At 40.0% G+C, this 13,352-nt stretch carries 12 protein-coding genes and 1 pseudogene; 8 read left to right on the plus strand and 5 right to left on the minus strand.

Annotation, left to right across the window (positions count from 1 at the left end; genetic code table 11):
• Positions 1-110 precede the first annotated feature (110 nt).
• The 3 genes from AC0T5Z_RS05985 (at position 111) to AC0T5Z_RS05995 (ending at position 2,041) form a co-directional block, all read left to right on the plus strand.
• Complete coding sequence (locus AC0T5Z_RS05985) at positions 111-494, plus strand: YkvA family protein (RefSeq protein ID WP_435336931.1); 384 nt, start codon at positions 111-113, stop codon at positions 492-494.
• A 168-nt stretch (positions 495-662) separates the two neighbouring features.
• The gene (locus AC0T5Z_RS05990) at positions 663-1,238 is read left to right on the plus strand and encodes an FxsA family protein (RefSeq protein ID WP_435336930.1); all 576 of its coding nucleotides are present in this window, start codon (positions 663-665) and stop codon (positions 1,236-1,238) included.
• Positions 1,239-1,405: 167 nt separating this feature from the next.
• Complete coding sequence (locus AC0T5Z_RS05995) at positions 1,406-2,041, plus strand: LysE family transporter (RefSeq protein WP_435336929.1); 636 nt, start codon at positions 1,406-1,408, stop codon at positions 2,039-2,041.
• A 19-nt stretch (positions 2,042-2,060) separates the two neighbouring features.
• Here AC0T5Z_RS05995 and AC0T5Z_RS06000 read toward each other — a convergent pair whose 3' ends face one another.
• Positions 2,061-2,270, minus strand: coding sequence for a hypothetical protein (locus AC0T5Z_RS06000; protein WP_291337674.1), 210 nt, complete (start codon positions 2,268-2,270; stop codon positions 2,061-2,063).
• Between the two features lie 312 nt (positions 2,271-2,582).
• Between AC0T5Z_RS06000 and AC0T5Z_RS06005 the strand changes: the two genes are divergently transcribed.
• Positions 2,583-2,813 (plus strand): hypothetical protein, encoded by a 231-nt coding sequence (locus tag AC0T5Z_RS06005; RefSeq protein ID WP_414630585.1) that lies wholly within the window; start codon positions 2,583-2,585, stop codon positions 2,811-2,813.
• 208 nt (positions 2,814-3,021) lie between these two features.
• On the opposite strand, the pseudogene AC0T5Z_RS06010 reads toward AC0T5Z_RS06005, so the two are convergent.
• Together AC0T5Z_RS06010 and metK are read right to left on the minus strand one after the other, a co-directional pair.
• A pseudogene (locus tag AC0T5Z_RS06010) lies at positions 3,022-3,225 on the minus strand (YdhR family protein).
• 252 nt (positions 3,226-3,477) lie between these two features.
• The gene (gene metK, locus AC0T5Z_RS06015) at positions 3,478-4,644 is read right to left on the minus strand and encodes a methionine adenosyltransferase (RefSeq protein WP_291335645.1); all 1,167 of its coding nucleotides are present in this window, start codon (positions 4,642-4,644) and stop codon (positions 3,478-3,480) included.
• Positions 4,645-5,423: 779 nt separating this feature from the next.
• On the opposite strand from metK, the gene tkt reads away from it, so the two are divergent.
• From tkt to AC0T5Z_RS06030, 3 genes are all read left to right on the plus strand, one after another.
• Positions 5,424-7,412: a transketolase gene (gene tkt / locus AC0T5Z_RS06020; protein ID WP_435336928.1), complete on the plus strand. Its 1,989-nt coding sequence runs from the start codon at positions 5,424-5,426 to the stop codon at positions 7,410-7,412.
• A 152-nt stretch (positions 7,413-7,564) separates the two neighbouring features.
• Positions 7,565-7,780 (plus strand): hypothetical protein, encoded by a 216-nt coding sequence (locus AC0T5Z_RS06025; protein WP_004976879.1) that lies wholly within the window; start codon positions 7,565-7,567, stop codon positions 7,778-7,780.
• 533 nt (positions 7,781-8,313) lie between these two features.
• Positions 8,314-8,898 (plus strand): YceI family protein, encoded by a 585-nt coding sequence (locus AC0T5Z_RS06030; RefSeq protein WP_179990125.1) that lies wholly within the window; start codon positions 8,314-8,316, stop codon positions 8,896-8,898.
• Positions 8,899-9,127: 229 nt separating this feature from the next.
• Here the strand turns inward: AC0T5Z_RS06030 and exaC are convergent, their stop codons facing one another.
• A complete protein-coding gene (gene exaC, locus AC0T5Z_RS06035; RefSeq protein WP_019837400.1) occupies positions 9,128-10,639 on the minus strand; it encodes an acetaldehyde dehydrogenase ExaC in 1,512 nt (503 codons plus the stop codon).
• A 245-nt stretch (positions 10,640-10,884) separates the two neighbouring features.
• Between exaC and AC0T5Z_RS06040 the strand changes: the two genes are divergently transcribed.
• Positions 10,885-12,066 (plus strand): sigma-54-dependent transcriptional regulator family protein, encoded by a 1,182-nt coding sequence (locus tag AC0T5Z_RS06040; RefSeq protein WP_435336927.1) that lies wholly within the window; start codon positions 10,885-10,887, stop codon positions 12,064-12,066.
• A gap of 47 nt (positions 12,067-12,113) precedes the next feature.
• On the opposite strand, the gene AC0T5Z_RS06045 is transcribed toward AC0T5Z_RS06040, so the two are convergent.
• Positions 12,114-13,109, minus strand: coding sequence for an alpha/beta hydrolase (locus tag AC0T5Z_RS06045; RefSeq protein ID WP_435336926.1), 996 nt, complete (start codon positions 13,107-13,109; stop codon positions 12,114-12,116).
• Positions 13,110-13,352 lie beyond the last annotated feature (243 nt).

The following is a 13,352-nucleotide window of genomic DNA, read 5'->3' on the forward strand; positions in this document are numbered from 1 at the left end:
ATGCCGTTTAAACAATTAGAATGTATCACTCGCTATATTTTTAATTTGAACTTCATTTTATTTAAGCTTTGAGGTGTATATTTTATATACGGTAGCAAATGAGAGCGGCCATGAAGCGGATAAATAGGCTAAAACAGTGGGCGAAGCAAATTAAACGAGATGTTTATGCGGTTTGGTTTGCAGCACGTGATCCTGAAACGCCTTTCATTGCAAAGCTTTTGGCATTGTTAGTCGCTGCTTATGCCATTTCTCCCATTGACTTGATTCCAGATTTTATACCTGTTTTGGGCTATTTGGATGATCTGATTTTAGTGCCATTTGGCATTATATTGGTATTGCGTTTAGTACCTGCAGAGGTAATGCAGCGTTGTCGTTTACAGGCTGATGCGATCAGTCAAAAACCGAGCAGTTATATTGCAGCATCGGTGTTTATTGCGTTGTGGTTACTGTTAGCGTATGCCGCATATTTTTATCTTTATCGTTCAAATATATAGACGTATTAAGTTTGTTATTGGCTGATGATGAAAATATTAATGACAGACCGAACCTTTAAAAATACAATAATGCCCATATTGAAACAACAGCGAATCAAAAAAGCTTGATCCCGATGAAGCACTTGGTTACTGCATTTTATTTATTTTATTGAGATTAGATTAATTTTCATGAAATTATTTCTTATTGTTCTAATTGGCTTAGTTCTTGAAGTCTTCGTCTGGATTGGTGTGGGCGACCTAGTGGGGAGCATGTGGTACGTGTTCTTTTGGTTTGTCGCTGCATTCTTCATTGGTTTGAACCTGATTCGTAAATATTCTGCAGGTGTGATGCCGCAAATGCAGCAAATGCAAATGGGGCAGATGAGCGCCGATCCTGCGCTGAGCAATAATTTACCTAAAATTTTTGCGGGTTTTTTATTGATGATTCCCGGATTAATTAGTGATGTTCTAGCATTGCTGGTGATGATTCCTGCCGTACAAAATGCCTTTAAAGCGGCAATGATGAAAGCCATGATGAAACGTCAGCAAGCCATGATGGATCAAATGATGGGTGGCATGATGGGAGATATGAATGGCATGGGCGGAGCAGGTCAAAACCCATTTGCAGATTTAATGCGCCAAATGCAAGACATGCAAAATCAGCAAAACGGTGGTCGTGATTCTAGTGTTATTGATGGTGAAGCACGTGAAATTACCCCCGATGCGAAAAAAATTGAAATGAAAGATGTCAATCCTCATAAATAGTATTAATGATACTTGATACAAAACCGAATCGCGCTGATTCGGTTTTTTTATGGGTTTTTTTGTGAATATATACGTGAATATTTTAATATTGAGAGGCCTATTTAAAGCTTTACTTATTCTCCTGCTGCACAAGGTATAATCGGACTTTCAATTCTCCTGATCTATTTATGTCTTTGTTATTCACCATTTGTGCACTGCATTTTGTGGCACAGCTTAGTCCAGGCCCCGATGTTTTATTAATTGCCAAAAGTGCAGCCAGCAATACCCGTCGTAATACCTTGCAGATTATTGCGGGTATTTCATCTGGGATTGTGGTGTGGGTGGTACTTACACTATTGGGTTTTACGGTTTTGGTGCAGCAGTTTCCTTGGATTCAGCAAGTCTTAATGCTGATTGGCGGTTTATTTCTTGCCAAAATGGGATGGGGCATGCTGTCGGGTGGTTGGCAAAGCTGGCAGCAACGCAAACAGTTTGATGATGCTCAAGTGCAAATTCCAACCGCAAAAAATTACTTTTTATTGGGGCTATTCACCAATTTATCTAATCCGAAAACCTTAATTTATTTTAGTAGTGTATTCGCTTTGGCGCTGAGTTCATCGGCAAGCGCATCTTTAAAAGCTCAATTGGCAGTGATTATTCCAATTCAAACTTTTGTGACATTTACACTATTTATGTTGCTGCTTTCTACACCAAAAATGAAAAAGTTATATCAGCGTTCAGGTAGTTATATTGATATGGTATCGGGTGCATTATTTTTATTGTTTGCTGTGTGGTTGTGGTTAGATGCGCTGCGTATGTTTTAAAAATAAGTTTTGATGCCAATTAATCAAATGATTTGATGTTGTCTAAAGCCAATTTTGACGATTTTTCATTCCGCATTTCGGTTGCATTCGTGATTTCAGTTTTATCTAAATGATTAGGTTGATAAGTCCGGTTTGATCGCAAAGTTGCTTCAGTATTTTCTGATCCTTGGTATTTACGGCTTCGGTTAGCACGCTCTCGCAAACCGCCTTTTTTGATGAGTTGCACCACTTTAACTTACTCCGTGTGATAAAAATATGCGCTGAAAGCCAAGTTTGAGTCTAAATTTTAGATGATCGAGTATGCAGAATTTTAGCACGGCATACCTATTTTAGATGGATAAAGTGACTGTTTATTCAAAAATACGATTTGCGTGAAGCGCAGAAGTTTGACATGCTAATTTAGAAGCAATTGTGTCGGCTAAATCATCTAAAAAATGTAGGCTACAAAGTGTCACAGCGGCTTAAACAAAATTACACTGCATCACGGTAGATGGTGTAACAATAAAAACAAGAATTACAATGAAGTAGGATAATACCTATGCTGTATCATCAGTATCGTTGCGCATGTTGCAATCGGGTGGTGGAGTCATCAGAAAAAGAATGTGGTACCTGTGGTTCACACAATATTCGTAGCCCTTATAGTTTCTGGTTATTCTGTATTTTGGCATGTTTAGCGGCAGCCGTTATTTTTAAAGTCGTTCATATATATTTGCAAGATCATCAAGAAGTGCCTGTGCAACAATCGGTGCTTGAAGTGATTCGTACACAATAAGTGCTGCATCTAACTTAACGCTTATTTTGGCTATACAAGATTTCAAAAATCCTGAGTCTTTAATTGGCTCAGGATTTTCTTGAACTGCTTTTTTTAATTCATCATTCAAGACACACGCCTTTTTATTTTTCAATCTAGATGAACTATTTAAAAAAATTAGCGACTTAAAAAGTCAGCTTGGTTAATGGCAGACAGGGCTGCATTTACCTCAAAAATCTTGCCATATATTCTTTAAGCCAAAACTTTCTAAACGTGCGTTTTGCATTTTTAAATAGCGTTCAGCATTGGTCACATTATCAAATAGATAGATTCCGCCTGCTTCCTGCGTTTGACTGTTCTATGTCCAAATTTTCCAAAGCATGCCGAATTCCAGATAAATGCTTTCTGCAAGTTCACGGTACACTTGGCTCATGCTTTCGCCAAATGGGTCTTAAGAAGTGAAATCGACTTGAAGAATAACCGCCATGATAAGCTCCTACATCATTATCTTAGATTAGCATTTGAAAAATTCAGGAATGATTCCCTATAACATATTTGTATTTTGTATTTTGTATTTTGTATTTTGTATTTTGTATTTTGTATTTTGTATATTGTGGTTTGGTAGCTAAATTTTATCCAAAAAAAGCCCACCGAAGTGAGCTTGATAATACTGAAAAGTTTTACATTACAGACCCGCAGAAGCTTTTAAGGCCTCAACTTTGTCAGTTTTTTCCCATGTAAATGCAGTGTCGGAACCTTGACGACCGAAGTGACCATAAGCAGCAGTTTGCTTATACATCGGTTGAATGAGGTTAAGCATACGAGTGATCCCGTATGGACGTAAGTCAAAGTGTTCACGTACCAAAGCAATAATCAATTCATCTGCTACTTTTGCAGTGTTAAAAGTGTTAATTGAAATTGAAGTTGGTTCAGCAACACCAATTGCATAAGACACTTGAATTTCACATTTGTCTGCCAAGCCTGCTGCAACAATATTTTTTGCAACATAACGACCTGCATAAGCAGCTGAACGGTCAACTTTAGATGGGTCTTTACCCGAGAAAGCACCACCACCGTGACGCGCCATACCACCGTAAGTATCTACAATAATTTTACGGCCAGTTAAACCACAGTCACCTACAGGGCCACCAATTACAAACATCCCCGTTGGGTTGATGTGAAATTTAGTGTCTGCATGGAACATTTCGGCAGGAATCACTTTTTTCACAATTTCTTCAATCACAGCTTCTTTGAGCTGAATTTGAGAAATTTCAGGATCATGCTGAGTAGATAAAACTACTGCGTCCAAACGTACAGGCACACCATTTTCATACGCAAAAGTTACCTGACTTTTTGCATCTGGGCGTAACCAAGGTAAAGCACCACTGCGACGTAATTCAGCTTGCTTTTCCATTAAGCGGTGTGCGTAAGAAATTGGGGCAGGCATTAATACATCAGTTTCACGGCTGGCATAACCAAACATCAAACCTTGGTCACCCGCACCCTGATCTTCAGGTTTTTGGCGGTCTACACCTTGCGCAATTTCAGGTGATTGTTTACCAATCATATTAATGACCGCACAGGTAGAACCATCAAAGCCAAGATCTGAATGATGATAACCAATACCGTTTACGGTTTGACGAACAATGGCTTCAAAATCAACATTTGCAGTTGTTGTGATTTCTCCTGCCAGTACAACCGCACCCGTTTTTACAAGCGTTTCACAAGCAACCCGCGCATAAGGGTCTTCTTTTAAGATTGCATCCAAAATGGCATCACTGATTTGGTCAGCCATTTTATCTGGATGGCCTTCGCTTACAGATTCCGAGGTAAATACAGCGTACTCGCGCATAAGTCCTATCACAGTTAAATTCAAAAGACGCAATATGTTACATCGAGTTAGACTTTAGGACTAGCGCATTACGACTAAAATGGCTGAATTTATTTCAATTCAATGACTTTTTATCGCATATCTTTTGCTAAAAAATAGATAAAGTATCGGTATGACTATATTTTGACTCAAAAATATTCATGTTGGCTAAAGCATGCCGTCATAATTTTAAACTAAGAAACATTTTATTTTTAAACATTGAATTGTATTTAAAAACAACATCTTATATTGATGTTTTAAAGACGTTGAATTGAGTTTATCTGCATGATTCTGCATTTTTAAAAGCTATTATAAAGTTTTGAAGGATGGCTGTGATTCAATTTATTGTGTGAAAAGTGAATAAAATTCAGGGTGGGGTTAAACTTGTCTATTATTTCAGCATTTAGTCAGGTCAAAATTGGATAATGCATGGAGTTAAACGAGATGAATTTTATCTAAAGTGTGAGTCGGGCATCAAACTTGCTCTTCGTTCATGCGAAATTCTATAAACTGAAATATCTATGTTTTAAAATCTGTAAAGCTGCGGCTTAAAACTTGCTTTGTTGAATGGTTGGCCTCATTTCTCTTAAAACAAATGCTGAAACTGCCCCGAATCTGCACGAAAAGTACGCTGAATGGGAATTAATGCGGAAATATTGTTGCATAGGCTTTACCCCTCAGGCGTTTTTTTGAGAGAATAGCGGCTGTTTTGAATTCTATTCATCTTCTTCTGTTTAACGATTTTTTGTGGACTCTGACCTATGACGACCCCGCTTAACGAACGTCGTATTGCAAACGCAATTCGTGTATTGGCAATGGATGCTGTGCAAAAAGCAAATTCAGGACATCCAGGTGCTCCGATGGGGATGGCAGATATTGCCGATGTGGTGTGGCGTGAATTCTTGAATCACAACCCAACTAATCCACAATGGGCAAACCGCGACCGTTTTGTACTGTCTAATGGTCATGGTTCAATGTTGCAATATGCGTTGTTGCATTTAACAGGTTATGATCTTTCAATCGAAGATTTAAAAGCGTTCCGTCAGTTACATTCTAAAACACCTGGCCACCCAGAATTGGGTTATGCACCAGGGATTGAAACCACTACTGGTCCACTCGGTCAGGGGATTGCAAACGCTGTTGGTTTTGCTTTAGCAGAAAAAACATTGGCTGCACAATTTAATAAAGAAGATATTCAGGTTGTAGACCATTTCACTTACTGTTTCTTGGGTGATGGTTGCTTAATGGAAGGTGTTTCACACGAAGCATGTTCATTGGCAGGTACTTTAGGTTTAGGCAAGCTGGTTGTTTATTATGATGACAACGGCATTTCGATTGATGGTGAAGTAGAAGGCTGGTTCTCTGACGATACCGAACAGCGTTTCTTATCTTACGGCTGGCAAGTTCTAAAAGTTGATGGTCATGATGCTGATGCAATTCGTGCTGCTACAGTTGAAGCAAAAGCTGAAACGCAAAAACCAACCATTATTATTTGTAAAACTGTTATTGGTTTAGGTTCACCAAACAAACAAGGTAAAGAAGACTGTCACGGTGCGCCATTAGGTCATGACGAAATTGCATTGACTCGTGAAGCATTAGGTTGGACAGATGAAGCGTTTGTAATTCCTGAAGATGTATATGCCGCTTGGGATGCGAAAGCTAAAGGTGCAGAATCAGAAGCAGCATGGAATACGACTTTTGAGGCTTATGCAGCAAAATATCCAACTGAAGCTGCTGAACTTAAACGTCGTTTAAGCGGTGAATTGCCAGCAGAATTTGTTGCGCAAGCAGATGCATTTATTGCAGAAACCAATGCTAAAGCAGAAACGATTGCAACCCGTAAAGCCAGCCAAAATACTTTACAGGCATTTGGTCCATTATTGCCTGAATTGTTGGGTGGTTCTGCAGACTTGGCAGGTTCAAACCTAACTCTTTGGAAAGGGTGCCAAGGCGTTCAGGACAATGCAGCAGGCAACTATGTGCATTACGGCGTACGTGAGTTTGGTATGACTGCAATTGCAAACGGTATTGCGCTTCACGGCGGTTTCATTCCTTATGTTGCAACATTCCTTATGTTTATGGAATATGCGCGTAATGCTGTGCGTATGTCTGCATTGATGAAGCAACGCGTAATTCATGTGTATACTCACGACTCAATTGGTTTGGGTGAAGATGGTCCAACACACCAACCTGTTGAACAAATTGCATCTTTACGTGGTACGCCAAACTTAAATACATGGCGTCCATGTGACACGGTTGAAGCAGCTGTGTCTTGGAAGTCTGCACTTGTACGTTCAGAAGGCCCAACTGCGTTGATCTTCTCTCGTCAAAACCTACCATTCCAAACACGTACAGATGCACAAATTGCAAATGTAGCGAAAGGTGCTTATGTATTGGCTGAAGAAAAAGGCGAATTAAAAGCAATTATTATTGCAACAGGTTCAGAAGTGGGCTTGGCAATGGAAGCATACGCACAGCTTGAAGGTGTGCGTGTCGTGTCTATGCCATGTGCGGAAGAATTTGTGAAGCAAGATGCAGCATACCGTGAAGCGGTTCTTCCATCCAACATTCGTGCACGTGTTGCTGTTGAAGCAGCACATGTAGACTACTGGTGGAAGTTTGTAGGTTTAGACGGTCGTGTAATTGGTATGACGACTTATGGTGAATCTGCACCTGCGAAAGACTTATACCAATACTTCGGTATTACCACTGAAGCAGTTGTTGCTGCGGTAAAAGAATTAACAGCTTAATTTTTTAATCCAGTGTTTTTAAAGGCGTTCCTGCAAAGGGACGTCTTTTATTTTTGCATATTTGTTTGGTGTTCAATGTGATGATCCAACAAATTTTGTCAGTGTAAGTCAGGTTTGTGAATAAACCTCTGTGTAATTGAGTGAGATGAGAAATGAGTTTGTACGAGCAAATTAATGATGAAGTCACTTTAATGGATGCGGGTGAGCAAAAGTGGATTGGACAAGATTTACCACTTGAAGCCATGGTGGCGGTAGAGTTGTTATTACAGGATTTAGCTGAAGATCAGCAAATCAAAATTCGCCGTAAGAACCATGAAAAGCAATCAGGCTTAAAGCAGGTTGATCGTATTTTGATTGAGAAGCTTTAATCTATTGCGATGCATACGATGCCTTAGTTGAGGTGTCGTCAAAAACAGCTTTATTCTATGCGTAGGGTAAAGCTTTTTTTATTGCTGAACAATAGTGTGTAAAATAGCCTAAGTACAATATTGTCAACGGCATTTTAAAATTGCCCCCCTTTGATCGCTTATTAAGTTTCAATTAGGGTTGAATCCCAATTCTTTTTTTATATACCTTCCCTGAGTACAGAGGAATAGGAATTTCTCAGCAACCTATTCAGCAGGTGAATCAAACAGCGCAACAGCGTGATCTGATCGGTTATATTGGCTGACCCATGAAGATAATTTACAGGCACGACAGTTGTATGATCGTGTCGCAAAAAAGAACAGGTTCTATTCAATATCATAACCTGTAACAGCGATATAAAACGCACACGCATAATTTTACAAATTTATCGTTTCAGTCATGCAACATATCGTTTTATCTTTAATCCTGTATTTGCAGCAAAAATCTATAAACTAAACTTCATTAAAACGTATCAACACTTTTAGAGATGAACAATATGAACATGAAATCACTTGCTTTAGGTTTGGCTATCGCGTCTGCAGCAACAATGACAATGGCTAAACCAGTGGCTTATCAAATTGACCCAACGCATACTGCTACTGTGTTTACTTGGGATCACTTCGGTTTTTCTACGCCATCAGGGAACTTCTCAAACATTCAAGGTACCATCAACATTGATGAGAAAAAACCAGCTAACTCATCTGTGAATGTGACGATTCCATTAAGCAGCATCAACACCAACGTAAAAGCTTTAGATGAGCACTTAATGGCAGCAGATTGGTTTGATGCAGCAAAATATCCAACCATTACTTTTAAAAGTACCAAAGTTGAAACTCAAGACAAGAAAAACTTTAAAATCACAGGTGATTTAACCGTTAAAGGTGTAACTAAGCCAGTTGTTCTTGATGCGGTATTGAACAAACAAGGCCCACACCCAATGACTCAAGCAGCGACTGTTGGTTTTAATGCAACGACTTCATTCAACCGTTCTGCATTTGGTATTGCAAGCTATGTACCAAACGTGGGTGATAAAATTACTGTAAACATCACTACTGAAGCATCTGTAGCTGCGAAAAAATAAGCAGTCGTGATTTGATCAAAAAGCATCATTTTTAAAATGGTGCTTTTTTATTTTCTTGATTTTATATCTATGATTTAAATGTCAGCAATTTTAGGTCTATGACTTGTAAGTCTATATGGATAAATGAATTTTTCTGTTTTTCTTTTTGTCCCGCTATACATTCTAAATATAAAAAATGCGAACCGAAGTTCGCATTTTTAATTCATCTTGTTGAGGTTGAAAACCCAACTTAGAAGAAGCCAGCAGGTTTGGTTGAGTAACTAACCAACAAGTTCTTGGTTTGTTGATAATGTTCTAACATCATCTTGTGGTTTTCACGGCCAATACCTGATTTTTTATAACCACCGAAAGCTGCATGCGCAGGGTAAATGTGATAACAGTTCGTCCAAACGCGACCCGACTGAATAGCACGACCTGCACGGTAAGAAGTGTGCGCAGAACGTGACCAAACACCTGCACCTAAACCGTAAATGGTGTCATTGGCAATTTTAATGGCTTCATCGAAGTCTTTAAATGTGGTCACAGAAAGCACTGGGCCGAAAATCTCTTCTTGGAAAATTTTCATGTCGTTGGTGCCTTTGAAAATTGTCGGCTCAATATAGAAACCGCTGCCAACTTCATGACGCTCACCACCACCTGTTAACACTTGTGCACCTTCGGCACGACCTGTCGCAATACAACCCAAGATTTTGTCCTGTTGTTCTTGCGATGCTTGCGCACCAATCATCGTTTCAGTATCAAGCGGGTGACCTGTTTTAATACGTTTAACACGTTCAATGGCTTTTTCAAGGAAACGGTCAGCAATACTTTCCTGCACAAGCGCACGCGATGGACAAGTACAAATTTCACCCTGATTCAGCGCGAACATAGCAAAGCCTTCGAGTGCTTTGTCTAGGTAGTCGTCTTCTTGCGCCATAACATCTTCAAAGAAAAGATTTGGAGATTTACCACCAAGCTCCAAAGTCACTGGAATGATGTTTTCAGTGGCGTATTGCATGATCAATTGACCGACCTGAGTCGAACCTGTGAATGCAATTTTGGCAATACGTGGATTGGTTGCCAATGGGCGACCAACTTCTACGCCGTAACCATTGACTACGTTTAGTACGCCTGCAGGCAATAAATCTTGAATGAGTTCGACTAAAACTAAAATGCTGGCAGGGGTTTGTTCTGCAGGTTTAAGTACAATACAGTTACCCGCAGCCAAAGCAGGTGCAAGTTTCCATGTTGCCATTAAAATAGGGAAGTTCCATGGAATAATTTGCCCTACAACGCCCAATGGCTCATGGAAATGATAGGCAATGGTATCTTCATCAATTTCAGAAATTCCGCCTTCTTGGGCACGAATACAGCCTGCAAAATAACGGAAATGGTCAATCGCCAATGGAATGTCGGCAGCCAATGTTTCACGAACAGGCTTACCATTATCCCAAGTTTCGGCAACTGCCAATAATTCTAGATTTTGTTCTAAACGATCTGCAATTTTTAACAAAATGTTAGAACGTGTTGTAGGAGATGAGCTGTTCCATTGTGCTTTGGCTTTATGGGCTGCATCTAAAGCCAGTTCAATGTCTTCTGCCGATGAGCGTGGGACTTTGGTAAATACTTTGCCATCTACAGGAGAGATATTTTCAAAGTATTCGCCTTTTACAGGGGCGACCCACTCGCCACCAATAAAGTTTTCGTATTGTGCTTTAAATTGAACTTTTGAACCGGGTTGATTGGGATCTACGTAACGCATAATTCTCTTCCTTTGATGGTTTTTTATAATCTGCCGTCATCTTTACCTTTTAGCACAATCCTGTGTCTAAAATCAGGTTAAATTTACGGCTAAGGTATAAGGTACTTTGGTACGTTATTTGTTTAGCATACCAATATAAGGTTGGAAAAAGGTTGGAAAGTTGCAGATTTACAAGCAACGAACAAATCCTTACAAAAGTAAGCGGTACAATGGATGTAATGCCCACAGGATTGTGAGAATCAGTCATGATGAAAAAACAAGACCTATTGGAAAAAAGACAGCATATTGAACAGTTTAGACAAAGCAGTAGTTTATCGCCGCTACATGCGCAACAAATTCAGCAGAGTATTTTAAATTCTTGGCAACGCTCTCAAATTGCGGAAATTCCTGTTGATCGGCTGGCAGCCCCGTTAAATTCTCGTTTATCGCATCCGCAAGGCGGTTCGGCTTTACAACGTGCTGTGCAAAACTGTGCAGAGGATTTAAGACATATCGCGCAGCAGTCCGACATGGTGGCAGCCGTGGGCGATGTGGGCAGTACGATTATTTGGACTGCAGCGAGCGCGCAAATGCGTAATGTGGCGGAACAGGTGCATTTTGTAGAGGGTGGGCAGTGGCGTGAAGAGTTGGTGGGTACCAATGCTTTGGCTTTGTCACTCAAAACTCAGCAAGCCAGCTGTGTGTTTTCCAGTGAACACTATATGTCATCCTTACATGACTGGGTTTGTTATGCAGCGCCTATTTTAGACCCTCATTCCAAACAAGTGTTGGGCGTAATTGATTTATCGACTACTTGGAAAAACCATAACAGTTTGGGTTTGTTGGCAGCAGAACGCTGTGCTTCTTTGATTCAAAATGCACTGCTTGATCAGCAAAAACAGCAGCTTTATATTCGCGCGTTTCGCGTGCCACAGGTGTTATTTAATGGCAAAGTGGTGGTGATGACACCGCGTCAAATTGAAATATTGGTGATTTTGGCACTTTGCCCACAAGGCATGAGTTTAGATACTTTACACCAAGCCCTATATGGTGAGCGTAAAGTTAGTATGGGGACGCTAAAAGCTGAAATGTCACAATTACGTGATATTCTAGGCGGGATGCTTGGTTCGCGTCCTTACCGAGTTTTGGCGCATATAGAAGCCGATTTTTTACAAGCCGAGCAGGCTTTAGATGCAGGTTATGTGCAGTCAGCCTTGCAAACGTGTGCAGGGGTATTTTTGGCGAAAACTGAAAGTCCATTTTTATGTGCATGGCGAGATTGCTTAGAATCTCGCCTGAGTGAAGCCATTTTTAATGCACAAGATACCGATGCATTGCTAAAACATTTGGCACGCAGCCCTGAAGCGATTGACGCGGTGGAACGTTTAATTGAATTGATGCCAAAGCATCATCCTGCACATCAAATTTTATTAAAATACAAAGCCTAAAGGACGACTCAAGTCATTTAGGCTTTCATTTCACTGTCCTTTAGTTTTTATAGCCCTTTGCGGTTTAACCAGTCAAACAAGGACTGATACACTTCTGCACGGACTTCGGGCGCAGAAAGTACCAAATCATGCACGCCATTTTCAATTTGGCAAAGCTGAATATCACCATGCATGTGATGCCCATATTTTTGCATATCTGCAACATCTAAAATTACGTCAGTGCGTTGCGCAATCTCATTCCATTTGCGTGGATAACTACTTTGACTCGCATGCATAATTAAGGTGGGTACACCCAAATGCACACTGGCATGAATTTCTTTTTGCGCTTCATGAATTGCACGTACAAAACTTAATCGTACTTTAGGATAGCGTGGCTTTTTCCATTCTAAATTAAATAACCATTCACCATGATATTGCTTGTGTAGACTGGGTACATAAAATGGATTTAGCCGGCTTGGAAATTTCATTTCTGGCAGTAATTTGCCCAATTGGCTTAAACGTGGAATGCCGACTTTTTTCTCAATTTCGCTCATATTGAAATCATAAAAAGGGCTGTTGCACCATAAACCACGAATCAACGGATGATTCGGATGATGTGCCACATATAACGTGGTGATTAATCCACCTGTTGAATGTCCCGCCAAAATTACAGAATCATGTTCTTCTGTGGCAATTTGCTCAAGTGCAGCGGAAATTTCTGCATCATATTCAGACAAGCTGCGCACATTGTACCAATGTTGATGTGACAAATGCGAACGCCCATATTTACGCAAATCTAAGGCATAAAAGTCATAACCGTGCTGATTAAACTGGTGTGCCATTTCAGTTTGAAAAAAATAGTCAATAAAACCATGAATATAAAGTACGGCTTTACGGGTTTCCTGTTCAGCCTTTTTGCGTACCAACGTCGCAATGACTTTGCCTTCATAATCGGATGGAAAATCTAGCGTCATTTGTTGGTAATCTGCACCCAAAATATCGGGTTGATAGCTTGGTGTTGTTTTTTGTTTTTTGCTTAACAGCATAAGGTGCTCGTCATCCATTTTATTTTGTCTATATCCTTGATGAGCTGTGCGCATTTGTCAAATTGAATTATGCAAACCCTCTGCATCTAAATCGGTTTAGTTTTATGCTGTGAGTTCATTTTTATTCTGAACAACAAAAAAAGCAGAACGCATCTGAGATGGTTCTGCCAAAGGGAAGGATAAAAAAATAGCAACAGCGGAAAGTTGAAATAAGGATGGGAGATGCTGAGCAAATCGTGATTCACTCAGCAGGAGATTCAA

This window comes from Acinetobacter pengchengensis, assembly GCF_982235305.1.